Consider the following 22,614-nt stretch of genomic DNA (forward strand, 5'->3'; position numbering starts at 1 on the left):
GCCCTACTTGCGCAGCTCCATGGTGATCGGCCCCTCGCGGGAGCCGTTGGCGAACTGGTCCACCATGGCGTTGCCGCTGTGGCCGAGCGTGGCGGCCGGGCCGGTCCAGACGATGCGGCCCTTGTGGATCATCGCCGCCGTGTCGCCGATGCGGCGGGCGCTGGCCATGTCGTGGGTGATAGAGACCGCCGTGGCGCCGAGGCGCTTCACGCAATCCACGATCAGCCCGTCGATCACCGCGCCCATGATGGGGTCGAGGCCCGTCGTCGGCTCGTCGAAGAAAATGATCTCCGGCTCGGCGGCGATGGCGCGGGCCAGGCCCACGCGCTTCTGCATGCCGCCCGAGAGCTCGGAAGGGGAGAGGTCGCCGACGCTGGCGGCCAGCCCCACCTGGGCCAGCACCTCGGCCGCCTTGTCCCGCGCCTTTGCGCGGGTGATGCGCTTCTGCGCCAGCAGCTTGAAGCAGACATTCTCCCAGACGGGCAGGCTGTCGAACAGCGCGCCGTTCTGGAACAGCATGCCGATGCGGTCGTTCAGCGCCTCGCGCTCGCGGCGCGGCATGGCGAGCACGTCGCGGCCGTCGATCTCGATGCTGCCGGCATCGGGCGTGATGAGGCCGAGGATGCACTTGATGGTGACCGACTTGCCCGAGCCGGAGCCGCCCAGGACCACCATGCCCTCGCCGGCCGCCACGTCGAGATCGACGCCATCCAGCACCGTCTTGGCGCCGAAGCGCTTGGTCAGGCCGCGCAGGCGGATTTTCGGGGTGCTGCTCATGAGCCGAAGAACGCCGCCGTCAGGACATAGTCCAGCGCCAGGATGAGGATGGAGGAGGAGACCACCGCCGTGGTGGTGGCAGCCCCCACGCCCTGCGCGCCGCCGCGGCTGGTGTAGCCGCTGTAGCAGCCCATCAGCGTGATGACGAAGCCGAACACCGCCGCCTTCACCAGGCCGGAGATGACATCCATCGGCTGCAGGAAGTTCAGGGTGGAGGTGAGGTAGGAGGCGGAGGTGAAGCCGAGCTGCGCGGTGCCGATCAGCCAGCCGCCCATGACGCCCAGGATGTCGGCGATGACCACCAGCAGCGGCATGGCGATGGTGCCGGCCAGCAGGCGGGGCGCCACCAGGTACTTCATCGGGTTGGTGGAGAGGGTGGTGAGCGCGTCGATCTGGTCGGTGACGCGCATGGTGCCGATCTCGGCGGCGAAGGCGGCGCCGATGCGGCCCGCCACCATCAGCCCCGCCAGCACCGGCCCCAGCTCCCGCGTGATGGAGAGCACCACCACATTGGCGATGGCGCTCTCCGCGCCGAAGCGGGAGAAGCCGGAATAGGATTGCAGCGCCAGCACCATGCCGGTGAACACCGCCGTCAGCGCCACCACCGGCAGCGAGAAATAGGCGATCTCGACGAAGGCGCGGCCGATCAGCCGGGGATAGAAGGGCGGGCGGAGGATGTGCGAGACGCCCTCCAGGGCAAACAGCACCACCGCGCCGAGGACGCGGCAGGCGCCGAGCACGCCGCGCCCGATGGCGGCCAGGACGTTCAGGATCAGGGTCAAGTCAGCCGCGCCGCTTCATGCCGCCGCGCCGGAAGGCCGGCCTGGCTCGAGGTGGCGCCGCCGGTAGCGGGCGCCGAGGGAGGTGAGAATCTCGTAGCCGATGGTGCCGGCGAGCGCCGCCACCGCATCCGGCGTCTGCGCCGGGCCGATCAGCTCGACCCTGTCGCCCAGCCGGGCTTCCGGCACATCCGTCACGTCGAGAGTGATGAGGTCCATCGATACCCGGCCCACCAGCGGCACAGGGCGACCGGCGAGAATGCCGATGCCCCGGCTGGACAGGCTCCGTAGGTAGCCATCGGCATAGCCCGCGGCAATGGTGGCGATGCGGCTTTGCCGCGGCGCGGTCCATGTGGCGCCGTAGCCGACCGTGGCGCCGGCCGGCACGTCGCGCAGCTGCAGGATGGGAATGGTGAGGCGCAGCACCTGCCGCATCGGGTTCGGCCGGCCCGGCGCCGGGTTGATGCCGTAGAGGGCGCAGCCGGGGCGGGCGAGGTCGGAGGCGAAGTCCGGTCCCAGGAACAGGCCGGAGGAATTGGCGAAGCTGGCCGGAACCCCCGGCAGCGCCGCCCGCGCGGCGGCGAAGCGCACGGCCTGGGCGGCGTTCAGCGGATGCGCCGGCTCGTCGGCGCAGGCCAGGTGGGTCATCACGTAGCGCAGGCCGAGGCCCGCGAGGCCGCCCAGCCCCGCCAGCTCGGCGGCGTTGACCCCGAGCCGCTCCATGCCGGTGTCCACATGCAGGATGGCGCCGCGCAGCCCCGCGGCGCGGGCCGCCGCCACATCCTCGGGCGTGTTCAGCACGGGGGTGAGGGCCGCGCCCGCATCGGCGCCGGGCGGGAAGCCGCCCAGCACGGCGATCATCGGGCCGTGGCCGAGGGCCTCCCGCAGCGCCAGCCCCTCGGAGAATTGCGCGACGAAGAAATGCCGGCAGCCGGCATCGGCCAGGACGCGCGCCACGGGAGCGGCGCCGAGGCCATAGCCATCCGCCTTCACCACGCCCGCCACCGGGCCGGAGGGGTGCCGCGCGCCGAGGTCGCGCCAGTTGGCGACGATGGCGCCGAGATCGACCACCAGCTCGCCCGCGAAATCCGCCGCGGCGCGGGCCGGGAAGGCGGCGGCTTCCGCCTCAGTAATCGCTGCCGCCATGCATGTCCCCGTGCACGATGTCGAGATCGCCGAAGCGGGTGAACTCCGCCTCGAAGAAGAGCGGAATGGTGCCGGTAGGGCCGTGGCGCTGCTTGGCGACGATCAGGTCGGCGCGGTTGTAGGCCTTTTCCATGCGGTCCTTCCAGCTGGCCAGGGCCGCCTCGTACTTCTCGGCGTTGTCGAAGTTGGTCTGCTTCGGCTCCTGCATCTTCAGGTAGTAGTCGTCGCGGTAGACGAACATCACCATGTCGGCATCCTGCTCGATCGAGCCGGATTCGCGCAGGTCCGAGAGCTGCGGGCGCTTGTCCTCGCGGTTCTCCACCTGGCGGGAGAGCTGCGAGAGGGCGATGACCGGCACCGCCAGCTCCTTGGCGATGGCCTTCAGCCCCTGGGTGATCTGGCTGATCTCCTGCACCCGGTTCTCCGGCTTGCTGCCGGCGGCGGGGCGCATCAGCTGCAGGTAGTCCACCACGATCAGGTTGAGGCCGCGCGTGCGCTTGAGGCGCCGGCAGCGGGTGCGCATGGCCGAGATGGTGATGGCGGGCGTGTCGTCGATGAACAGCGGCAGGCGGGCGAGCTCGCGGCTGACCTCGACGAAGCGGTCGAAGTCGCGCTGCTGGATCTCGCCGCGCCGGATGCGGTCGCCCGAGACGCGGCTCTCCTCGGAGAGGAGGCGGGTGGCGAGCTGGTCGGCGCTCATCTCCAGCGAGAAGATGGCGCAGCCGCCCTTCGGCACCGCGCCCGGCCCGTGCTCGTCCTCGGCGTCGCGCAGCAGGGACTTGGCGGCGCCGAAGGCGACCTTGGTGGCCAGCGCCGTCTTGCCCATGCCGGGGCGGCCGGCGAGGATGACGAGGTCGGACGGGTGCAGGCCGCCGGTCTTGGCATCCAGGTCGCGCAGGCCGGAAGGCAGGCCGGAGACGCCGCCGCCGCTGGTGAAGGCCTTCTCGGCCATGCTCACCGCATCGGTCAGCGCCCGGCTGAAGGTGACGAAGCCGCCCTCCGAGCCGCCATCCTTGGCGAGGTCGAACAGCGCCTGCTCGGCCGCCTCCAGCTGCTCGCGCGCCTCCAGCTCGGCATCGGCGCCGAAGGCGCGGTTCACCACCGTCTCGCCGAGGTCGATCAGCTGCCGGCGCAGCCAGCAATCATGGATGACCTTGCCGTACTCGCCGGCATTGATGATGCCGACCATGGCGCCGAGCAGCTTGGCCAGGTAGCCGGCGCCGCCCACCTCGTCGAGCAGGCCGGAATGCTCGAACTCGGCGCGCAGCGTGACGGCGTCGGCCAGCTGGCCGGCCTCGATGCGGCGCTGGATGGCGGCGAAGATGCGGCCGTGCAGGGCATCGGCGAAATGCTCCTGCGCCAGGAATTCGGAGACGCGCTCATAGGCCTTGTTGTTGGCCAGCAGCGCGCCGAGCAGGGCCTGCTCCGCCTCCAGGTTCGAGGGTGGCAGGCGCTGCGAGAGGCCGAGCACTTCGCCGGGCGGGGGTACGCTGTTCATGGGGCCAATCTAGCCCCTCCCGCCCGGGCTGTGCGAGGCCCGGGCTGTGGATAGCGGGGATGATACGCGGCTGTCACCGGCAGGACACGGCGGCGGCGGCAGCCCCGCCAGCGATTCCTCCTGCCGGCCCCTTCAGCCCTTGCGCCGCAGGCTGACCGGCGAATCGTGCCGTTCCGCCCCCGGCTCCGCCGGGCCGGCGGCCTCGGCCGGGTGGCGCGCCCGCGCCTCCGCCTCGGCCTGCGCCATGTAGTCCCGGGTCAGCGGCAGGGTGCCGATGTCGCGGGTGAGCTGCAGCTGCCAGTTCATGTGCCCCATGCGGCGGAAGGCCAGCTCCGAGCCCACGAGGTAGAACTCGAACATGCGGCAGAAGCGCTCGTCATAGAGGCTCTGGATGGCGTCGCGGTTGGCGGCGAAGCGGCGGCGCCAGTGGGCGAGCGTCTGCGCGTAGTGCAGGCGCAGGATCTCGATATCCGTCACCCAGAGGCCGGACCGCTCCGCCGCCGGCAGCACCTCGGAGAGGGCGGGGGAGTAGCCGCCGGGGAAGATGTACTTGCTGATCCACGGATTCGTGCTGCCCGGCCCGTCGCTGCGGCCGATGGCGTGCACCAGCGCCACCCCGTCCGGCTTCAGCGCCCCCTTCAGCGTGCGGAAGAAGCGGCGGTAATGGTCGATGCCGACATGCTCGAACATGCCGACCGAGACGATGCGGTCCACCGGCCGGGTCCAGTCCCGGTAGTCCATCAGCTCGAAGCGGACGCGGCCATCCAGCCCCGCCTCGGCGGCGCGGCCGCGCGCCACCGCCAGCTGTTCGGTGGAGAGGGTGATGCCGGTGACGCGCGCCCCGTGCTCGCGCGCCAGGTGCAGCGCCATGCCGCCCCAGCCGCAGCCGATGTCCAGCACCTCGAGGTCGGGCCGGTCGAGCTTCAACTTGGCGGCGATGTGGCGCTTCTTGGCCAGCTGCGCCTCCTCCAGCGTCTCCTGCCCGGTGGCGAAGTAGGCGCAGGAATACTGCCGGTCGCGGTCGAGGAAGAGGGCGTAGAGGCGGCTGTTGAGGTCATAGTGGTGCGCCACGTTGCGGCGCGCGCGGCCGGCGGGGTTGAGCTGGTCGATGTGCCGGCGCAGCCAGCGCAGCTTCTCCATCAGCGTCTCGGCCGGGTGGCCATGCGCCATCATGTTCAGCACCAGCAGGTCCGCCAGCGCGTAGAGGGAGCAGTCCAGCGGCGCGATCTCGCCATCCATGTAGGCCTCGCCGAAGCCCAGGCCGGGATTCAGCAGCAGCCGGCGCAGCGCGCGGGGGGTGCGGATGTGCATGCCGGCCACAAGGCCGGCCCGGGGGCCGCCGTCGCCCGGGCCATCCGTGCCGCGATAAAGGCGCATCCGGCCATCCGGATAGCGGACCGTCAGGGTCCCGCAGCGGATCATGCGGGACAGAACGCGATCGAACAGCATCGTCCGAGCCCTCCATCAACCCCAGCGGCGAAATGGTTGGGTCTCCTTCGCTGACCTGTCCAGTCACGCGGACGGGAGCGGGGCAATGCGGAAGCGGGCCGGAAATGCAGAAAGGGCGCCCCAGGGGGCGCCCTTTCCGGTTTCCATCCTCCGGCCGGCAGGCCGGGGGGCGGGATCAGTCCTCGCTCGCGGCGCCCAGCTCGGACAGCTCGGCGGCCAGCTCGGCCTCCAGGCTCTCCTCCTCGGCCTGCTGCTCGGCGCGCAGGTCCTCACCGCGCGCCTGCTTGTCGGCCTCTTCGACCGAGCGGGCGACGTTGACGGTCAGCGGCAGGAACACCTCCGGGTGCAGCTCGACGCGGACGGTGGTGAGGCCCAGCGTCTTGATCGGCTGCTCCAGCAGCACTTGGCTGCGGGAGACGGTCAGGCCGGCTTCCTTCGCCGCGTCCGCGATGTCGCGGCCGGAGACGGAGCCGTACAGGCCGCCGGACTCGCCCGCCTGGCGGATGATGACGACGGTGAGGCCGTCCATCCGCTCGGCGATGCGCTCGGCTTCCTCGCGGCGCTTCAGGTTCTGCGCCTCGAGCTGGACGCGCTCGCGCTCGAAGCGGGCGAGGTTGTCCTTGTTGGCGCGGATCGCCTTGCCCTTGGGCAGCAGGAAGTTGCGGGCGTAGCCCGGGCGGACCTTCACCAGCTCGCCCATCTGGCCGAGCTTGTCGACCCGCTGCATCAGGATGACTTCGATCATCGGTGTAACCCCGATCTCACATGTTGGCGGGCGGGTTGCGGCGCCCGTACTGTTCGAGGAGGCCGAGCGCCACAAGGATCAGGGCGCCCGGCAGGCTGAAGACGAGAAGCAGGACATAGAGCAGGATCAGCAGTGGCAGCCGGAAGCTGACGCGCGCCAGCCGCGTGTGCATGGCGGCCAGCCCCTGCAGCAGCAGCGGCACGGAGAGCACCAGGCACAGCGACAGCGGCAGCAGCTCCGCGGCCGGGTCGGCCAGCAGCCAGGCCACCGCTGCGAGCGCCGGCAGCGCCGGGTACCAGCGCGGCAGCCGGGCGGCGCGCCAGCGCGGCGCCGGCGCGAGCGCCAGGCCGCGCCGCTGCAGGAAGCCCTGCGCGCCAGCGGCGTTGGCCAGCAGCGCCAGGCCGATCCACAGCGCCAGCGCCGCCGCCTTCAGCCGCACGATCTGGTCCACCACCGCATCCGGCGCCTCGGCGCCCATGCGGTCCAGCCCGATCTGCACGGCATTGCGCAGCGCGGCCTCCAGGCCACCCTCCGCGCCGGCCAGGAAGGCGGCCAGCACGGTCAGCAGCGCCGGCCACAGGCCGAGCAGCACCAGCGGCAGCGTCAGGTCGATGCGCGGCCCGGGCTGCAGGCCGCTGCCCAGCAGCAGCATCGCCGGCACGCCGTAGACGCCGAGCCAGAGCAGCACCGGCAGCAGGCCCGGCGTCACCAGCAGGAGGCTGAAGGCGCCGACCGCCACCGCGATGCCCATGGCGGCCCGGCCGAAGCCGAGGCCCGCCAGGAACAGCGGCAGCGGCGAGAGCCAGAACAGCCCCATGCCCACCGGCAGGCCGTGGAACGCCCACAGCGCCGCGAAGGCCGAGACGAGCCCGCCCGCCGCCCCCGCCAGCAGGCGGGGGTCGTTGGTCAGGCCGGTCCGGGAGGTGCCCCGAGGGTCGCTCATGGCCGCGGCGCCGATCCGTCGCTCAGTCCGTCATCCCGTCCGCTGCGCTCAGTCGTTGATGACGTAGGGCAGCAGGGCCAGGAAGCGGGCGCGCTTGATGGCGTTGGCCAGCTCGCGCTGCTTCTTCCCCGACACGGCGGTGATCCGGGAGGGGACGATCTTGCCGCGCTCGCTCAGGAAGCGGGAGAGCAGGCGCACGTCCTTGTAGTCGATCTTCGGCGCGTTGGGCCCCGAGAACGGGCAGGACTTGCGGCGGCGGTAGAACGGCCGGCGGGCGCCCACGGCGGGGCGGCGGGCGGCGATGTTCACGTCGGTGTTGGTCTCGGACATGATCGATTACTCCTCGCCGCCAGCGTTGTCGGAATCGTCGCGCGAGCGGGCGCGATACTCCTCGCGGTCGTCGTTCCGCTCGCGGCGGCCCGACGAGAAGCGGCCGGCGGCCGGGCGGGGGCCGCGGAAGCCACGGTCGCGCTCACGGTCGTCGCCACGCTTGGCCAGGATGGCGGACGGCGCCTCGGCGTCGATCGCCTCGACGCGGATCGTCATGTGGCGCAGCACGTCCTCGTTGAGGCCGAGCTGACGCGCCGCCTCCTGCTCGGCGGCCGCCGGGCAGTCCAGGCCGAGGAGCATGTAGTGCCCCTTGCGGTTCTTCTTGATGCGGTAGGCCAGGCCCCGAAGGCCCCAGTATTCCCGCTTCTTCACCTCGCCACCGGCTTCGGTGATGGTCGTGGCGACCTGGTCGGCGATGGCCTCGACCTGCGCCTGCGTCAGGTCGTTACGTGCGATGAGCACGGTCTCATACAGCGGCATGGGATCTCCCTGTGGCTGTCTCAGCCCGGGGCCGCACCGACCCATGCCGGAGGGCGCAAACGGGCATAGCCGGGCGCGATGCCTCGCGCGCCCGGCAGGGGAGGCGGCGTAGACCACATTCCGGCGCCCGAGTCCAGGGCCAAGCGCCCGCCGCGGAGTTGCGGCGTTGACAGCCCCGTGCCGCCCCGTTACCCCGCGCGGCTTCACGGACCATTCATGGACCGGGCCCTGGGGGCGTGGCGAGCCGGATGCCCGGCGCCTCGCCGCCCATGACGCCAAGAATGCATGAGGACGCCAGCACCGCCATGTCGATCGCCTTCGTCTTCCCCGGCCAGGGCAGCCAGGCCATCGGCATGGGCCGAGAGCTGGCCGAAGCCTTTCCCGCCGCCCGCGAGGTGTTCGAGGCGGTGGACGAGACGCTGAAGCAGAGCCTCAGCCGGCTGATGTTCGAGGGGCCGGCGGAGGAGCTGACGCTGACCGCCAACGCCCAGCCCGCGCTGATGGCCGTGAGCATGGCCGTGCTGCGGGTGCTGGAGCAGGAGGGCGGCTTCGTCCTCAAGGAGCGGGTGGCGCTGGTCGCCGGCCACTCGCTCGGCGAGTACAGCGCGCTGGCCGCCGCGCAGACCTTCGACGTGCCCACCGCCGCCCGCCTGCTGCGCCTGCGCGGCGAGGCGATGCAGAAGGCGGTGCCGGCCGGCATGGGCGCCATGGCCGCGCTGCTCGGCGCCGAGATGGCCCAGGCGCAGGAGATCTGCGCCCGCGCCGCCGAGACGCCGGAGGGCGCCACCGAGGTGGTCGAGGCCGCCAACGACAATGGCGGCGGCCAGGTGGTGATCTCCGGCCACCGCGGCGCGGTGGAGCGCGCGGTGGCGCTGGCCAAGGAGGCCGGCATCAAGCGCGCCATGCTGCTGCCCGTCTCCGCCCCCTTCCACTGCGCGCTGATGGCTCCCGCCGCCGACGCCATGGCCGAGGCCCTGGCGCTGGCCGAGCTGCGCCCGCCGCTGGTGCCGGTGGTGGCCAACGTCACCGCCGCCAAGGCGACCGACCCGGTCGAGATCCGCGAGCTGCTGGTGCGGCAGGTGACCGGCACGGTGCGCTGGCGCGAATGCGTGGCCACCATGGCCGGCCTCGGCTGCGACCGCTTCGTCGAGATCGGCGCCGGCAAGGTGCTGACCGGGCTGATGAAGCGGCTGGCGCCCGAGGCGCAGGCGATGTCGGTGGGCGGGCCCGCCGAGATCGAAGCCTTCCTCAAGACCCTCTGACGGCCCGCGTCCCGGGAAGGAGCTGAGAGCGATGTTCGGCCTGCAAGGAAAAGTGGCGCTGGTGACCGGCGCCACCGGTGGAATCGGCGCCGAGATCGCCCGGGCGCTGCACCGCCAGGGGGCGAAGGTCGCCCTCTCCGGCACGCGCGAGGCGGTGCTGGCGGAGCTGGCGGCCGAGCTGGGCGAGGGCGCGCTGGTGGCGCCCGCCGACCTCTCCGACCCCGCCGCGCCGCAGGCGCTGGTGGAGCGGGTGGAGTCGGAGCTCGGCCGGCTCGACATCCTGGTGAACAATGCCGGCTTCACCCGCGACGGGCTGGCCATGCGCATGTCCGACAAGGATTGGGCGGATGTGCTGGAGGTCGATCTCTCGGCCCCCTTCCGCCTGGCGCGGGCCGCCATGCGCGGCATGATGAAGCGCCGCGCGGGGCGCATCATCTCCATCGCCTCGATCGTCGGCACCACCGGCAACCCGGGGCAGGCGAATTATGCGGCGGCCAAGGCCGGACTCGTGGGCATGAGCAAGTCGCTCGCCCAGGAACTGGCCAGCCGCGGCATCACCGTGAACGTCGTGGCGCCCGGCTTCATCCGGACGCCGATGACGGACGCCCTGAACGAGCAGCAGAAAACGCGCCTGATGGAGCGGATTCCGCTGGGCCGGATGGGCGAGGCCGCTGACATCGCCGCCGCCGTTGCCTATCTGGCATCGGACGAGGCGGGCTGGGTCACCGGCGCCACCCTGCATGTGAACGGCGGGATGGCGATGAGCTGAAACGGCGGGCCGGGAAATCTGTTCCCCGGCCTGCTTCCATGTTAATGCCGCGCGGGCCGAGGGCGGGGATTGTCCCCACCCGGAGCGCCGGCAGCGTCTGCAAGCAGGAGAGACTCGGGCGATGAGCGATACCGCCGAGAAGGTGAAGAAGATCGTTGTCGAGCACCTCGGCGTCGAAGAGGCCAAGGTTACCGCCGAGGCGTCGTTCATCGACGACCTGGGCGCTGACAGCCTCGACACGGTCGAGCTGGTGATGGCGTTCGAGGAGGCTTTCGGGGTCGAGATCCCGGACGACGCCGCCGAGAAGATCACGACCGTGAAGGACGCGATCGACTACATCGAGGCGCAGAAGGCCGCCTGAAGGCCTTCCATCCGCGCCACCCAGGGAACGCCCAAGGGGATGCCTCCGGGCATGCCCCGATGGACGCTGCCGTGGACGCCAGGGGGAGATAACGCGTGTTTGGTTCTCTGACGACGCCGCGTCGCGTCGTCGTCACCGGGATGGGCATTGCTTGCCCTCTCGGCGTCGGCGTCGCGAATGTGTGGCAGCGGATGCTGGCGGGCGAGAGCGGCATCGGCCCGATCCGCCTGTTCGACGCGAAAGACCTGCCGGCGCGGATCGCCGGCGAGGTGCCGACCGGCTCCAAGACCGAGGGGAAGCTCGACTTCAACGAGTGGATCCCGGTCAAGGACCAGAAGAAGATGGACCGCTTCATCCAGTTCGCCCTCGTGGCGGCGGTGGAGGCGGTGGAGGATTCCGGCTGGGTGCCGGAGTCGGAGGATGACCGGAACGCCACCGGCGTGATGATCGGCTCCGGCATCGGCGGCCTGCCGACCATCGCCGAGAACGCGCAGATGGTGGCGCAGGGCAAGTCGCGGCGGCTGTCGCCCTTCTTCATCCCCTCGGCGCTGATCAACCTGGCTTCCGGCCACGTCTCGATCCGCTACGGCTTCAAGGGCCCCAACCACGCGGTGGTCACCGCCTGCGCCACCGGCGTGCACGCGCTGGGCGACGCGGCGCGCCTCATCGCCCTCGGCGATGCCGACGTGATGGTGGCCGGCGGCACCGAGGCGGCGATCTGCGACATCGGCATGGCCGGCTTCTGCGCCGCCCGCGCCCTGTCCACCGGCTTCAACGACACCCCCACCGAAGCCTCCCGCCCCTGGGACGAGGGCCGCGACGGCTTCGTCATGGGCGAGGGCGCCGGCGTGGTGGTGCTCGAGGAATACGAGCACGCGAAGAAGCGTGGCGCCAAGATCTACGCCGAGGTCATCGGCTACGGCATGTCGGGCGACGCCTACCACATCACCGCTCCGGCGGAGGGCCATGACGGCGCCTACCGGGCGATGCGGGCGACGCTGAAGAACGCCGGCATCACCCCGGACCAGATCCAGTACGTCAACGCGCACGGCACCTCGACGCCGATGGGCGACGACCTGGAGCTGGAGGCGGTGGAGAAGCTGTTCGGCGAGGCCTGCAAGGGCCTGGCCATGTCGTCCACCAAGTCGGCCATCGGGCACCTGCTCGGCGCGGCCGGCGCGGTGGAGGGCATCTTCTCGATCCTCGCCATCCGCGACGGCGTGGCGCCGCCCACGCTGAACCTGCACAAGCCCTCGCGGGAGAGCGTGATCGACCGGGTGGCGCTGCAGCCGCAGCAGCGCAACATCGAGATCGCGCTGTCGAACAGCTTCGGCTTCGGCGGCACCAACGCCTCGATCCTGTTCCGCAAGGCGCCCTGACCCAGCGCCGCCGCGCCATCCCGGCGCGGCGGCGCGGCTTCTGGGGGAAGATCCGCTCCTCCCCCAGCCTTTGCCCCTTCGCCGGGCCTCCGCTCCGGCCAATCCGACAAAGGCTCCTCCTCCATGCGAATCTTCCTGGCTGTGCTGCTGGTGCTCCTGGCCCTGGCGGGCGGCGGCGCCTGGTGGGCGCGCGAGGCCTGGGTCTCGCCCGGGCCGCTGCCGGCGCCCACCGCCATCGTGGTGCCGCGCGGCGGCGGCACCGAGGCGATCGGCGCGCTGCTGGCCGAGCGGGGGGCCATAAGCGACCCCCGCCTGTTCGCCGCCGGCGTGTGGCTGACGCGCGACGAGGGGCCGCTGCGGGCGGGGGAATACCTCTTCCCGGCGCAGGGCTCGCTGCGCGAGGTGGTCTCGGTGCTGCGCAACGCCCGCCCCGTGCAGCGCCGCCTGACCCTGCCGGAAGGGCTGACCGCCCGGCAGATGGCCACGCTGCTGGAGCAGGCCGAGGGGCTGACCGGCGAGATGCCGGTGATCGACGAGGGCGAGCTGTTGCCCGAGACCTATGCCTATAGCTGGGGCGACACGCGCGCCGCCGTGGCGCGCCGCGCCGGCACCGCCATGCGCGAGGCGCTGGAGCGGCTGTGGAAGGACCGCGCCGAGGGGCTGCCGCTGGCCTCGCCGCGCGAGGCGCTGGTGCTGGCCTCCATCGTCGAGCGCGAGACGGGGATGCCGGAGGAGCGCGGCCAGGTGGCCGGCGTGTTCATCAACCGGCTGAAGCGCAACATGCCGCTGCAATCCGACCCCACCGTGGCCTATGCCGCGGCCGATGGCGGCGTGCTCGACCGGCCCCTCAGCCGTGCCGACCTGGAGCGGGACCATCCCTTCAACACCTACCGCATCCGCGGCCTGCCGCCGGGGCCGATCGCCAGCCCGGGGCTCGAATCGCTGCGCGCCGTGCTGAACCCGCAGGAGACGGATGCCCTCTACTTCGTGGCCGATGGCAATGGCGGCCATGCCTTTGCCCGCACGCTGGAGGAGCACAACCGCAACGTCGCCCGTTGGCGGGCGATCGAGCGGCAGCGCGGCGCCCGGCCGTGACGCGTGGCCGCTGAGCCGCACGCGGCCGTGCCGCCGCTGGGCCGTGCCCGGCCATGCTGCCGTTGAGCCGTGCCCGGCTTTGGGCGGAGCTGCTGCTGATCTCGGCGCTCTGGGGCTCCTCCTTCCCGCTGATGCGGCATGTGGCGGGGGTGATGCCGCCGCTGGCGCTGGCCACGGCGCGCGGCGCCTTCGCGGCGCTGGCGGTGGGGCTGTTCCTGTGGTGGCGCGGCGCGCTGCGCTGGCCGGGGCGGCGCAGCCTGCGGCACATCCTGGTCATCGGCACGGTGAATGGCTGGCTGCCCAACGTGCTGACCGCTCTCGCGCTCCGCGACATCGAGAGCGCGCCGGCGGCGCTGATCCAGTCCGCCACGCCGCTGCTGGTGGGGGTGATGGCCTTCTTCCTGCTGCGGGAAGAGCGGCCGGGGCCGCGCATGGCGCTGGGGCTCGGCCTCGGCTTCCTCGGCATCGCCGTCATCCTGGGGCCGCGGGCGCTGGATGGCGGCGCCACCCTCGGCGCCGCGCTGCTGATGCTGGGCACCGCCGCCTCCTACGCCGCCGGCACCGTCTACATGCGCTGGGCCAGGCCGGAGGAGGCGGGGCAGCTGGTGATGGGCCAGCAGGTGATGGCGGTGCTAATCGCCGGCACGCTGGGCCTGGCCTTCGGCGCGCCGGGCGGGTTCGCGCAGCCGGCCTCCATCTGGCTCTCGCTGGTGGTGCTGGGGGTGTTCGCCTCCGCCGTGCCGCTCTCGCTCTACGTGCTGCTGCTGCGCCGGGCGCGGGCCACCGAGGCGGCGATGGTGGGCTATCTGGAGCCGCCCTTCGCCGCGCTGGTGGCCGCCTTCCTGCTCTCCGAGATCCCCGAGCCGCGCGTGGCGCTGGGGGGCGCGGTGGTGCTGCTGGGCGTCTGGCTGGCCACGCGGCGCTGAGCCGCCGGCCTTATCCTCCCGTGACCGGCTTGGCCGGCACGCGGCTGGCCAGCAGGGCCTGCACCCGCAGCGGCAGCGCGCCGGCCAGCCGCGCCAGGGCATAGGTCGGCCAGGGATAGGCGATGCGGGTGCGCCCGGCGGCGATCCCCGCCAGGGTGCGCCGCGCCGCCGCCTCCGGCTCCAGCATGAAGGGCATGGGGAAGCGGTTCACCGCCGTCATCGGCGTGCGGATGTAGCCGGGGCAGACGGCGTGCAGGCGGATGCCGCGGGCGCGCTCCGTGGCGTCGGTCGCCTCCGCCCAGCGCTGCACCGCCGACTTGCTGGCGCAGTAGGCCGCCGCCCCCGGCGCCGCGAAGAAGGCGGCCACCGAGGCGATGACCGCCACCCGCCCGCGCACCCCGTCCGCGCCCGGCGGCTGCGTGGCCATGCGCGCCATGGCGGGCAGGGCGGTGTTCAGCACGCCGGTCACGTTGGTCTCGAAGATGGCGCGGATCTGCTCCGCCGGCTCGCTGCCGCCGCCCGTGCCGCCGGAGATGCCGGCATTGGCGATCAGCAGGTCGATCCCCGGCATGGCCCCGATCCAGGCGGCGCAGGCGGCGGCGTCGCGCACGTCCAGCACCGTCTCGCGCACCGTGGCGCCGGCGGCGCGGCAGGCGGCGGCGGTCTCCGCCAGCCGCCCGGCGTCGCGCGCGGCCAGGTGCAGCGTGGCGCCGGGGGCGGCGCAGGCCAGGGCCAGCGCCCGCCCCAGCCCGGAGGAGGCGCCGGTCAGCGCGATCTGTCGCCAGGGCGTGTTCGCCATGCCTTGCATCCTGAAGCGGAGGGGAAGAGAAGGCCGGGCATGGCTCTCTCGTCGATGACCGGCTTCGCCCGGCACGCGGGCACCCTGCCGGATGGCACGGGTTTCGTGTGGGAACTGCGCAGCGTCAATGGGCGCGGGCTGGATGTCCGGCTCCGCCTGCCGTCCGGGCTGGACCCGCTGGAGGCGAAGCTGCGCGACGCCGCCGCGTCGCGCTTCCGGCGCGGCAACATCTCCGCCACCCTGACGCTGAAGCGCGAGGAGCGGGCGCCGCGCCTGACGCCCGACCCGGCGGCGCTGGCCCAGGCGATCCGGCTGGCGCTGGAGGTGGCGGCGCAGATCCCCGGCTGCCCGGCCCCGCGCGCCGAGGCGGTGCTGGCGCTGCCCGGCGTGCTGCGCGCCGAGACGGCCGAGCCGGCCGAGGCCGAGCTGGAGGCCCGCAACGCCGCCCTGGCGGAGGGCTTCGGCATCGCCCTGGAGGGGCTGGCGGAGGCGCGCCGGGCCGAGGGCGGGCGGCTGGGCGAGATCCTGGCGGCGCTGCTCGACGAGATCGCCGCGCTGCGCGAGGCCGCCATCGCCGAGGCGGCCACCCAGCCCGCCGCGCACCGCGCCCGCCTCACCGCCGCGCTGGCCGCGCTGCTGGAGGGCGAGAGCCGCGTGCCGGAGGAGCGGCTGGCCGCCGAGGTAGCGCTGCTGGCACAGAAATCCGATGTGCGGGAGGAGCTGGACCGGCTCGGCGCGCATCTGGGCGCCGCCCGGGCGCTGCTGGCCTCGGCCGAATCGGTGGGCCGCAAGCTGGAGTTCCTGACGCAGGAATTCGGCCGTGAATCCAATACCCTGGGGGCGAAGTCGGCCAGCCTGGCGTTGACCCGGCTTTCCCTGGACCTCAAGGCCGCGATCGAGCGGCTGCGCGAGCAGGCGGCGAACGTCGAATGAACCGTATCTCCCGGCGCGGGCTCTGCCTCGTGCTCTCCGCCCCCTCCGGGGCCGGCAAATCCTCCGTCAGCCGCGCCCTGCTGGAGCGCGAGACGGCGCTGCGCCTCTCCGTGAGCGCCACCACCCGCGCGCCGCGCCCGGGCGAGCAGGAGGGGGTGCACTACTTCTTCCGCAGCCAGGCCGAGTTCGAGGCGATGGAGGCGGCCGGCCAGATGCTGGAGAGCGCCCATGTCTTCGGCCGCCGCTACGGCACGCCGCGCGCCCCGGTGGAGGAGGCGCTGGCGGCGGGCCGGGACGTGATGTTCGACATCGACTGGCAGGGGCACCTGCTGCTGCGCCGGGCGCTGCCGGGGGATGTGGTGAGCGTGTTCCTGCTGCCGCCGAGCCTGGAGGAGCTGGAACGGCGCTTGCATGGCCGGGGCCAGGATTCCGCCGAAGAGATTGCCCGACGCATGCAGGCCGCCCGCGACGAGATCAGCCACTGGGCCGATTTCGACCATGTCCTGGTGAACACCGACTTCCACGAGACCGTGGCGGAGGTGCGCGCCATCATCCATGCCGCGCGCAGCGCGCGGGCACGGCAGCCCTGGCTGCCCGGCTTCATCGACGGCCTGCTGCGCCCGTGACCCGGCGGCGGCCCGGCCCGCGCCGGGCGCCGCGCGCGGAGGCATTTCCATGTCCATGCTGCTGAACGTCGTGATGCCGATCTTCGTGATGATCGGCATCGGCTACCTCTCCGCGCGCCGCCGCTGGATCTCGGAGGAGGGGCTGCGGGGGATGACGGATTTCGTCTTCCGCCTCGCCATGCCCTGCCTGCTGCTGAACGGCGCCACCATGCCGCACCCCAATGGCGGCGCGACGGCGCTGGCCTTCTTCAGCGGCTGCCTCGCCGCCTATGCGCTGGCGCTGCTGCTGGGCCGGCTGGCGCTGGGGATGAAGCTGGACGAGGGCGGCACCTTCGCGCTCAACGCCGCCTTCGGCAACACGGCCATGATCGGCGTGCCGCTGGTCATCGCCGCCTATGGCCAGGCGGGGCTGGCGCAGCTCCTGGCCATCCTCGGCCTGCATTCGCTGATCCTGCTGCCGCTCGGCACGGTGGTGGGGGAGATCGCGCACAATGCCCGCGCGCCGGTCCTGGCCATCGCCCGCTCCACCTTCCTCTCGGTGCTGCGGAACCCGGTGGTGCTGGCGGTGCTGGCCGGGCTGGTGATCTACCAGTCGGGGCTGGAGGTGCCGCCGGTGGCGCGGCGCTTCCTGGAGATGACGGGCATGGCCGGGCCGCCGGTGGCGCTGTTCTGCCTCGGTGCCAGCCTGGTGGCCTTCGATGCGCGGCGGGACTGGCCCTCGGCGCTGCTCTGCACCGCGCTGAAGCTGCTGCTGATGCCGGCGCTGGTCTGGCTGATGGGGCGGCTGCTGGGCCTGCCGCCGCTGTCGCTTTCCGTGGCGGTGCTGGCGGCCGGCATGCCGACGGGGGCCAACGCCTTCTTCCTGGCCCGCCGCTACGCCGCGGGGGCGGAGCGCTCGGGTGCCACGGTGCTGCTCTCCACCATCCTCTCGGTGGCGACGCTGGCGGTGCTGCTGGCCGTGCTGTGAGGCGGCCTTCCGGCCGCCCCTGTCAGTGCAGGGTGAACTGCCCGGCGGCGTAGCGGAACTCGGCCGGGCGGGCGAGGGCGCTGGAGGCCACCCGCACCGAGTGCAGCGGCCCCTGGATCTCGCGCTGCCAGAAGTCGAGGAAGCGGTGCAGCTCCGGGAAGCGGGGCGCGTGGTCCACCTTCTGCCAGACGAAGCTCTGCAGCAGGCCCGGATGGTCGGGCAGGTGGTAGAGGATCTCGGCCGTGGTCAGCCGCCAGTCCGGAATGCGGACGAAGGCTTCGATATCCCGCAGCAGCATGGGCACTCCTCTCCGTTCTGGTGCGGCCCGGCCTGCCGGGCCAGTCTGATTCCCCTCCTCGGGTGCCGGAGCATGACATGCGGATGACAGGGGGCTGCAAGAAAAATCCTGCGCGAACAGTGTCTTAGCACTCATCGCCAAAGAGTGCTGCTTGCTGCTTGACGTGGCTTGGACTCTTCCCTAGATCGTCAGCACTCGCCGGGGGTGAGTGCTAACAGGCTTGCCCGCCGGCCGAGGCAACCGTCGCTGAATGCGCCACACAGGGCGTCAGGAGAGGGCCATATGAAGTTTCGTCCGCTGCATGACCGCGTCGTCGTCCGCCGGCTGACCGCCGAGGAGAAGACCGCGGGTGGTATCATCATCCCCGACACCGCCAAGGAGAAGCCGATGGAAGGCGAGATCGTCGCCGTCGGTTCCGGTGCGCGCAACGAGCAGGGCGTCGTCGTCGCCCTGGACGTCAAGGTCGGCGACCGCGTCCTGTTCGGCAAGTGGTCCGGCACCGAGGTCAAGATCAGCGGCGAAGAGCTGCTGATCATGAAGGAATCCGACCTGATGGGCGTGATCGCGGCCTGATTTCGGCCTGCGGACCCCATCTTCTTCCCAACAGATCTGACGAGGTAGAGAACCATGGCTGCTAAGGACGTCAAGTTCGGCGCTCCCGCCCGCGAGCGCATGCTGCGCGGTGTGGACATTCTGGCCGACGCCGTGAAGGTGACGCTGGGCCCGAAGGGCCGCAACGTCGTCATCGACAAGTCCTTCGGCGCGCCCCGCATCACCAAGGACGGTGTGACGGTCGCCAAGGAAATCGAGCTGGCCGACAAGTTCGAGAACATGGGCGCGCAGATGGTGCGCGAAGTGGCCTCGAAGCAGAACGACCTGGCCGGCGACGGCACCACCACCGCGACCGTGCTGGCCCAGGCCATCATCCGCGAGGGCGCCAAGGCCGTGGCCGCCGGCCTGAACCCGATGGACCTGAAGCGCGGCGTTGACAAGGCGGTTGCCGTCATCGTCGAGGACCTGAAGTCCAAGACCCGCAAGATCACCACCTCCGCCGAGGTCGCTCAGGTCGGCTCGCTCTCCGCCAATGGCGAGACCGAGATCGGCGAGATGATCGCCCACGCGATGGAGAAGGTCGGCAACGAGGGCGTCATCACGGTCGAGGAAGCCAAGGGCATCCAGACCGAGCTGGACGTCGTCGAGGGCATGCAGTTCGACCGCGGCTACGTCTCCCCGTATTTCATCACGAATGCGGAGAAGATGATCGCCGAGCTCGAGAACCCCTACATCCTGATCCACGAGAAGAAGCTGTCCCAGCTGCAGCCGATGCTGCCGCTGCTGGAGACGGTGGTTCAGTCGGGCCGCCCGCTGATCATCGTGGCCGAGGATGTCGAGGGCGAGGCCCTGGCCACCCTGGTCGTCAACAAGCTGCGCGGTGGCCTGAAGATTGCCGCCGTGAAGGCCCCGGGCTTCGGTGACCGCCGCAAGGCGATGCTCGAGGACATCGCGATCCTGACCGGTGGCCAGGTGATCAGCGAGGACCTCGGCATCAAGCTCGAGACCGTGACGCTCGCCATGCTCGGCCAGGCCAAGACGGTCCGGATCGAGAAGGAGAACACCACGATCGTCGACGGTGCCGGCCAGAAGTCCGACATCGAGGGCCGCGTGGAGCAGATCAAGGCGCAGATCGAGGAGACCACCTCGGACTACGACCGCGAGAAGCTGCAGGAGCGCCTGGCCAAGCTGGCCGGTGGCGTCGCCGTGATCCGCGTCGGTGGCAGCACCGAGGTTGAGGTCAAGGAGCGCAAGGACCGCGTCGACGACGCCCTGCACGCGACCCGTGCGGCCGTCGAGGAAGGCATCGTCCCCGGTGGTGGCGTGGCCCTGCTGCGCGCCTCGCTGAAGCTGGCCGACCTCAAGGGCCTGAACAACGACGAGCAGGTCGGCATCGAGATCGTGCGCCGCGCGATCCAGGCGCCGCTGAAGCAGATCGCCGAGAACGCCGGCAAGGACGGCGCCGTGATCGCCGGTGAGGTCCTGCGCGACAGCACCTACGAGTACGGCTACGACGCCCAGCTCGACGAGTACAAGGACCTGGTCGCGGCCGGCATCATCGACCCGACCAAGGTGGTCCGCACCGCCCTGCAGGACGCGGCCTCCATCGCCTCCCTGCTGATCACGACCGAGGCGATGATCGCCGAGCGTCCTGAGAAGAAGGCTCCGGCCGGTGGCCCGGGCGGCATGGGCGGCATGGGCGGCGACATGGACTTCTGATCCTCCCGGATCAGGTCCCGCCGGAAGGCAAGGGGGCGGCCCGCAGGGGCCGCCCCTTTTTTCGTTGCGTATCCGGCTGCCCGTTTTCCGGTTTGCGTTGACAGTTCAGAAACGATCTGCCCCACTATCCGCGCCAGACGCTTCCGCTCGCCTTGCCGTGCCTCCGGAGACCCGGTCGCTCTTCAAGCCGTCCCGGGACGCCGGCTGGGTTATCGGCTCGGGCGCTCCTGCCCGGCCAATGCGAACAAGGAGTGGCGTCGCATGGCGACTGGCACCGTGAAGTGGTTCAACGCGACCAAGGGCTTCGGCTTCATCGTTCCCTCCGATGGCGGGAAGGACGTGTTCGTGCACATCACCGCCGTGCAGAAGGCCGGCCTGCAGGGGCTGAACGAGAACCAGAAGGTGAGCTACGAGGTTGTCATGGAGCGCGGCAAGGCCGCCGCCACCAACCTGAAGCCGCTCTGATCCTTTTCGTCGGGCTGCCGCGCTCAGGCTGGGAGGGCGCCCGCTGCAGGGCGACCCCGTCCCGCCCCTGACCGGCAGTTCGAAGAAGAAAGATGGGGGTCCGGGGGAATTCCTTCCCCCGGCCTTTTTTCTTAGTTCTCTTCCCACCCGATCGCCCGCCGCAGGAAGGCGGCGCCGAGGGCGGAGAAGCTGGCGACCTCGCCATTGTCCTTGCCGTAGCCATGGCCGCCCGCCTCCGGCTCGTAGAACCCCGCATCGTACCCGAGTGCCTGGAGCTTGGCGGCCATCTTGCGGGCGTGGCCGGGGTGCACCCGGTCGTCCCGCCGCGTGGTGGCGAGCAGGATGGGCGGGTAGGTCCGCCCCGGCTCGGCGGCGTGATAGGCGGAGAAGGCGCGGATGAAGTCCCACTCCTCCGGTTTCTCCGGGTCGCCGTATTCGGCGATCCAGCTCGCGCCGGCCAGCAGCTTCGTATAGCGCCGCATGTCGATGAGCGGGATGGTGCAGAACAGGGCGCCGAACCGCTCCGGGTAGCGTGTCAGCATGTTGGCGATGAGCAGCCCGCCATTCGAGCCGCCCTCCGCCGCGATACGCCCCGGCACGGTGACGCCGCGCGCCACGAGGTCGGCGGCGATGGCGGCGAAGTCGTCATGGCTGCGGGCCTTGGCGGCGCCGCGCCCGGCTTCGTGCCAGGCGGTGCCGAACTCGCCGCCGCCGCGGATCTGGCCGATGACGGCGGTGCCGCCCTTCTCCAGCCAGAGCCGCCCCACCGTGGCCGAGTAGTAGGGCAGGCGGGAGACGCGGAAGCCGCCATAGGCGGAGAGATGCACCGGCGCCCGGCCGCGCTCCGGGTCGCTTCCCTCCCGGGGGCCGATCTGCACATAGGGGATTCGCTCGCCATCCACCGAGACGGCCTCGTGCCGGGTGACGGTCAGCCCGGCGGCGTCGAAGCTGGGGGAGGAAGATTTCAGCAGGGCGGGCGCGGCGGGGGCGGTGCTGGTCAGCAGCAATTGCGGCGGCGTCACCGGGTCCTGCGCCAGGGTGAGCAGGGTGCCGTCGGATTCCTCGGCCTCGGCATCCAGCGGCCAGAGATCGACCACGCCGATGCGCGGCAGGCCCGGGATCTCGGCGGCGGACCATTCGCCGGGGGTGAGCAGGGTGTAGACCGGCGCCAGATCGTCCAGCACCGAGAGCACCAGCCGGCCCTGGCACCAGAAGAAGCCCTGCAGCGACCTGCGCGGCGCCGGCTCGAACAGCACGACCGGGAGAAATTCGCCGCGCAGCACGGCGGCGAAGTCGAAGGCCAGCAGCGTGTCCGGCGCGTACTCCGTGCCGGCGACGGTCCAGGGCGTGCGCGGCTTCACCGCCAGCCAGCCGGCCTGCCAGGTGAAGCTGGCATCGCTGGGCAGCGGGATGCGCGCCGTGGGGCCGGTGCGGTCGCCCAGATGCACGATGGTGTCGTAGAAGCCGGTCTTCTCCAGGAAGACGATCCGCTCGCTCCCGCCCTCGCGGTCCACGGCGCCCCACAGGCCCATGCTCTCGGGCGCCGTCTCGAACAGCACGGGCGCCTCCAGCGGCGCCGTGCCGCGCCGCCACAGCCGCACCCGGCGCGGATAGCCGGAGGCGGTGGCATTGCCCTCGCCCAGCGCGGTGGAGAGCAGCAGCGTGTCGCGGTCCAGCCAGGCGGCGCTGCTCTTGGCCTCGGGCAGCGCGAAGCCGCCCGGCACGGCGGCGCGGGCGGCGAGGTCGAACTCCCGCAGCACCACCGCGTCGCCGCCGCCGCGCGAGAGGCGCAGCAGGGCGCGGTCATGCGTGCCGGGAAGGGTGGTGGCGCCCTGCCAGACCCAGTCCTCGCCCTCCGAGGCCGCCAGGGCGTCGAGGTCGAGCAGTACCTCCCACTCCGGTGCCTCGGTGCGGAAGCTCGATTCGGTGGTGCGGCGCCAGAGGCCGCGCGGATGCGCCGCATCCTGCCAGTAATTGTAGAGCCAGCCGGCGCGCCGGGTGACGTGCGGCAGCTTGCCGGGGCGGTCCAGCGCCGCCTTCAGCCCGTCGCGGTCGGCGGCGTAGCGGGAATCGGCCAGGCGGGAGAGGGTGCGCGCGTTCTGCGCGGCCACCCAGGCCAGGGCGCGCTCGCCCTCGATCTCCTCCAGCCAGAGATGGGGGTCGTCATCGGGCGCGGAGAGGGTGGGGCGGATGTCCATGGCGGCGGCTCCCCTTCGAGACGGAAAGGCCGGGGAGAAGGAATTCTCCCCGGGCCCCTCATCTTTCTTCTGTCCGTTCAGACCGGATCGCCAGAGGGCGCTCGCGCCCGGGGGCATG

Annotated in this window: 24 protein-coding genes; 12 read left to right on the forward strand and 12 right to left on the reverse strand. The window is 71.8% G+C overall.

Translation table 11 applies throughout. The features are described 5' to 3' along the window. Window positions 1-3: 3 nt before the first annotated feature. The 9 genes from CR165_RS09825 to rpsF all read right to left on the reverse strand — a co-directional run bounded on the left by CR165_RS09825 (window position 4) and on the right by rpsF (window position 8,147). A complete protein-coding gene (locus CR165_RS09825; RefSeq protein ID WP_109516811.1) occupies window positions 4-777 on the reverse strand; it encodes an ABC transporter ATP-binding protein in 774 nt (257 codons plus the stop codon). Continuing rightward, entirely contained in the window at window positions 774-1,559 is a 786-nt protein-coding gene (locus CR165_RS09830; protein WP_109516812.1) for an MlaE family ABC transporter permease, read from the reverse strand. Before CR165_RS09830 ends, CR165_RS09825 begins: the two co-directional genes overlap by 4 nt. Before the next feature lie 15 nt (window positions 1,560-1,574). Continuing rightward, window positions 1,575-2,702 (reverse strand): alanine racemase, encoded by a 1,128-nt coding sequence (gene alr, locus CR165_RS09835; protein WP_109516813.1) that lies wholly within the window; start codon window positions 2,700-2,702, stop codon window positions 1,575-1,577. Next, window positions 2,683-4,200, reverse strand: a complete 1,518-nt coding sequence (locus CR165_RS09840) for a replicative DNA helicase (RefSeq protein WP_109516814.1) — start codon at window positions 4,198-4,200, stop codon at window positions 2,683-2,685. Before CR165_RS09840 ends, alr begins: the two co-directional genes overlap by 20 nt. 132 nt (window positions 4,201-4,332) lie before the next feature. Further along, the gene (locus CR165_RS09845) at window positions 4,333-5,649 is read right to left on the reverse strand and encodes an SAM-dependent methyltransferase (protein WP_109516815.1); all 1,317 of its coding nucleotides are present in this window, start codon (window positions 5,647-5,649) and stop codon (window positions 4,333-4,335) included. Window positions 5,650-5,824: 175 nt separating this feature from the next. Further along, complete coding sequence (gene rplI, locus CR165_RS09850) at window positions 5,825-6,394, reverse strand: 50S ribosomal protein L9 (protein ID WP_109516816.1); 570 nt, start codon at window positions 6,392-6,394, stop codon at window positions 5,825-5,827. Between the two features lie 16 nt (window positions 6,395-6,410). Next, window positions 6,411-7,337 (reverse strand): DUF2232 domain-containing protein, encoded by a 927-nt coding sequence (locus CR165_RS09855; protein WP_109516817.1) that lies wholly within the window; start codon window positions 7,335-7,337, stop codon window positions 6,411-6,413. A gap of 48 nt (window positions 7,338-7,385) precedes the next feature. Next, a complete protein-coding gene (gene rpsR, locus CR165_RS09860; RefSeq protein ID WP_109516818.1) occupies window positions 7,386-7,667 on the reverse strand; it encodes a 30S ribosomal protein S18 in 282 nt (93 codons plus the stop codon). Window positions 7,668-7,673: 6 nt separating this feature from the next. Beyond that, window positions 7,674-8,147: a 30S ribosomal protein S6 gene (gene rpsF / locus CR165_RS09865; RefSeq protein WP_109516819.1), complete on the reverse strand. Its 474-nt coding sequence runs from the start codon at window positions 8,145-8,147 to the stop codon at window positions 7,674-7,676. Between the two features lie 305 nt (window positions 8,148-8,452). On the opposite strand from rpsF, the gene fabD reads away from it, so the two are divergent. From fabD to CR165_RS09895, 6 genes are all read left to right on the forward strand, one after another. Beyond that, window positions 8,453-9,409 carry an ACP S-malonyltransferase gene (gene fabD, locus CR165_RS09870; protein ID WP_109516997.1) on the forward strand — a complete coding sequence of 319 codons (957 nt, stop codon included), beginning with the start codon at window positions 8,453-8,455 and terminating at the stop codon, window positions 9,407-9,409. A 31-nt stretch (window positions 9,410-9,440) separates the two neighbouring features. Beyond that, window positions 9,441-10,178 (forward strand): 3-oxoacyl-[acyl-carrier-protein] reductase, encoded by a 738-nt coding sequence (gene fabG / locus CR165_RS09875; RefSeq protein ID WP_109516820.1) that lies wholly within the window; start codon window positions 9,441-9,443, stop codon window positions 10,176-10,178. A 121-nt stretch (window positions 10,179-10,299) separates the two neighbouring features. Then, on the forward strand, window positions 10,300-10,539 hold the full coding sequence (locus CR165_RS09880; protein ID WP_007434665.1) for an acyl carrier protein: 240 nt from the start codon (window positions 10,300-10,302) through the stop codon (window positions 10,537-10,539). Window positions 10,540-10,634: 95 nt separating this feature from the next. Further along, window positions 10,635-11,918, forward strand: a complete 1,284-nt coding sequence (gene fabF, locus CR165_RS09885) for a beta-ketoacyl-ACP synthase II (RefSeq protein ID WP_109516821.1) — start codon at window positions 10,635-10,637, stop codon at window positions 11,916-11,918. A gap of 123 nt (window positions 11,919-12,041) precedes the next feature. Beyond that, window positions 12,042-13,013, forward strand: a complete 972-nt coding sequence (mltG, locus tag CR165_RS09890; protein WP_109516822.1) for an endolytic transglycosylase MltG — start codon at window positions 12,042-12,044, stop codon at window positions 13,011-13,013. A gap of 53 nt (window positions 13,014-13,066) precedes the next feature. After that, the gene (locus CR165_RS09895) at window positions 13,067-13,939 is read left to right on the forward strand and encodes a DMT family transporter (RefSeq protein ID WP_109516823.1); all 873 of its coding nucleotides are present in this window, start codon (window positions 13,067-13,069) and stop codon (window positions 13,937-13,939) included. A 10-nt stretch (window positions 13,940-13,949) separates the two neighbouring features. Here the strand turns inward: CR165_RS09895 and CR165_RS09900 are convergent, their stop codons facing one another. Then, entirely contained in the window at window positions 13,950-14,738 is a 789-nt protein-coding gene (locus tag CR165_RS09900) for an SDR family NAD(P)-dependent oxidoreductase (RefSeq protein WP_367604211.1), read from the reverse strand. 39 nt (window positions 14,739-14,777) lie between these two features. On the opposite strand from CR165_RS09900, the gene CR165_RS09905 reads away from it, so the two are divergent. From CR165_RS09905 to CR165_RS09915, 3 genes are read left to right on the forward strand one after another with little or no spacing between them, the layout of a single operon-like run. Beyond that, on the forward strand, window positions 14,778-15,671 hold the full coding sequence (locus CR165_RS09905; protein ID WP_109516825.1) for a YicC/YloC family endoribonuclease: 894 nt from the start codon (window positions 14,778-14,780) through the stop codon (window positions 15,669-15,671). Next, entirely contained in the window at window positions 15,668-16,297 is a 630-nt protein-coding gene (gene gmk / locus CR165_RS09910) for a guanylate kinase (RefSeq protein ID WP_109516826.1), read from the forward strand. The genes CR165_RS09905 and gmk overlap by 4 nt, the downstream gene beginning before the upstream one ends. A 49-nt stretch (window positions 16,298-16,346) precedes the next feature. Further along, entirely contained in the window at window positions 16,347-17,264 is a 918-nt protein-coding gene (locus CR165_RS09915) for an AEC family transporter (protein ID WP_109516827.1), read from the forward strand. A gap of 22 nt (window positions 17,265-17,286) precedes the next feature. Here CR165_RS09915 and CR165_RS09920 read toward each other — a convergent pair whose 3' ends face one another. Continuing rightward, window positions 17,287-17,562, reverse strand: a complete 276-nt coding sequence (locus tag CR165_RS09920) for an usg protein (protein WP_109516828.1) — start codon at window positions 17,560-17,562, stop codon at window positions 17,287-17,289. A 282-nt stretch (window positions 17,563-17,844) separates the two neighbouring features. Here CR165_RS09920 and groES point away from each other — a divergent pair, with 282 nt between their 5' ends. The 3 genes from groES to CR165_RS09935 all read left to right on the forward strand — a co-directional run bounded on the left by groES (window position 17,845) and on the right by CR165_RS09935 (window position 20,298). Then, window positions 17,845-18,135, forward strand: coding sequence for a co-chaperone GroES (gene groES / locus CR165_RS09925; RefSeq protein ID WP_040612562.1), 291 nt, complete (start codon window positions 17,845-17,847; stop codon window positions 18,133-18,135). A 54-nt stretch (window positions 18,136-18,189) separates the two neighbouring features. Then, entirely contained in the window at window positions 18,190-19,833 is a 1,644-nt protein-coding gene (gene groL, locus CR165_RS09930) for a chaperonin GroEL (RefSeq protein ID WP_109516829.1), read from the forward strand. A gap of 261 nt (window positions 19,834-20,094) precedes the next feature. Continuing rightward, window positions 20,095-20,298 (forward strand): cold-shock protein, encoded by a 204-nt coding sequence (locus CR165_RS09935; RefSeq protein ID WP_109516830.1) that lies wholly within the window; start codon window positions 20,095-20,097, stop codon window positions 20,296-20,298. A 131-nt stretch (window positions 20,299-20,429) separates the two neighbouring features. On the opposite strand, the gene CR165_RS09940 is transcribed toward CR165_RS09935, so the two are convergent. Next, on the reverse strand, window positions 20,430-22,496 hold the full coding sequence (locus CR165_RS09940) for a prolyl oligopeptidase family serine peptidase (RefSeq protein WP_109516831.1): 2,067 nt from the start codon (window positions 22,494-22,496) through the stop codon (window positions 20,430-20,432). Between the last annotated feature and the right edge of the window lie 118 nt (window positions 22,497-22,614).

The organism is Teichococcus aestuarii (assembly GCF_003116135.1).
Taxonomy (GTDB): Bacteria; Pseudomonadota; Alphaproteobacteria; order Acetobacterales; family Acetobacteraceae; genus Pseudoroseomonas; species Pseudoroseomonas aestuarii.

Bases quoted from the DNA above. Each gene is read 5' to 3' on its own strand.
- CR165_RS09915 (WP_109516827.1), top strand. From the start codon at position 16,347: ATGTCCATGCTGCTGAACGTCGTGATGCCGATCTTCGTGATGATCGGC.
- gmk (WP_109516826.1), top strand. From the start codon at position 15,668: ATGAACCGTATCTCCCGGCGCGGGCTCTGCCTCGTGCTCTCCGCCCCC.
- CR165_RS09855 (WP_109516817.1), bottom strand. From the start codon at position 7,337: ATGAGCGACCCTCGGGGCACCTCCCGGACCGGCCTGACCAACGACCCC.
- rpsF (WP_109516819.1), bottom strand. From the start codon at position 8,147: ATGCCGCTGTATGAGACCGTGCTCATCGCACGTAACGACCTGACGCAG.
- CR165_RS09900 (WP_367604211.1), bottom strand. From the start codon at position 14,738: ATGGCGAACACGCCCTGGCGACAGATCGCGCTGACCGGCGCCTCCTCC.
- rpsR (WP_109516818.1), bottom strand. From the start codon at position 7,667: ATGTCCGAGACCAACACCGACGTGAACATCGCCGCCCGCCGCCCCGCC.
- CR165_RS09935 (WP_109516830.1), top strand. From the start codon at position 20,095: ATGGCGACTGGCACCGTGAAGTGGTTCAACGCGACCAAGGGCTTCGGC.
- CR165_RS09845 (WP_109516815.1), bottom strand. From the start codon at position 5,649: ATGCTGTTCGATCGCGTTCTGTCCCGCATGATCCGCTGCGGGACCCTG.
- alr (WP_109516813.1), bottom strand. From the start codon at position 2,702: ATGGCGGCAGCGATTACTGAGGCGGAAGCCGCCGCCTTCCCGGCCCGC.
- CR165_RS09895 (WP_109516823.1), top strand. From the start codon at position 13,067: ATGCTGCCGTTGAGCCGTGCCCGGCTTTGGGCGGAGCTGCTGCTGATC.
- CR165_RS09840 (WP_109516814.1), bottom strand. From the start codon at position 4,200: ATGAACAGCGTACCCCCGCCCGGCGAAGTGCTCGGCCTCTCGCAGCGC.
- rplI (WP_109516816.1), bottom strand. From the start codon at position 6,394: ATGATCGAAGTCATCCTGATGCAGCGGGTCGACAAGCTCGGCCAGATG.
- fabD (WP_109516997.1), top strand. From the start codon at position 8,453: ATGTCGATCGCCTTCGTCTTCCCCGGCCAGGGCAGCCAGGCCATCGGC.
- CR165_RS09880 (WP_007434665.1), top strand. From the start codon at position 10,300: ATGAGCGATACCGCCGAGAAGGTGAAGAAGATCGTTGTCGAGCACCTC.
- groES (WP_040612562.1), top strand. From the start codon at position 17,845: ATGAAGTTTCGTCCGCTGCATGACCGCGTCGTCGTCCGCCGGCTGACC.
- mltG (WP_109516822.1), top strand. From the start codon at position 12,042: ATGCGAATCTTCCTGGCTGTGCTGCTGGTGCTCCTGGCCCTGGCGGGC.
- fabG (WP_109516820.1), top strand. From the start codon at position 9,441: ATGTTCGGCCTGCAAGGAAAAGTGGCGCTGGTGACCGGCGCCACCGGT.
- CR165_RS09940 (WP_109516831.1), bottom strand. From the start codon at position 22,496: ATGGACATCCGCCCCACCCTCTCCGCGCCCGATGACGACCCCCATCTC.
- CR165_RS09905 (WP_109516825.1), top strand. From the start codon at position 14,778: ATGGCTCTCTCGTCGATGACCGGCTTCGCCCGGCACGCGGGCACCCTG.
- groL (WP_109516829.1), top strand. From the start codon at position 18,190: ATGGCTGCTAAGGACGTCAAGTTCGGCGCTCCCGCCCGCGAGCGCATG.
- CR165_RS09825 (WP_109516811.1), bottom strand. From the start codon at position 777: ATGAGCAGCACCCCGAAAATCCGCCTGCGCGGCCTGACCAAGCGCTTC.
- CR165_RS09920 (WP_109516828.1), bottom strand. From the start codon at position 17,562: ATGCTGCTGCGGGATATCGAAGCCTTCGTCCGCATTCCGGACTGGCGG.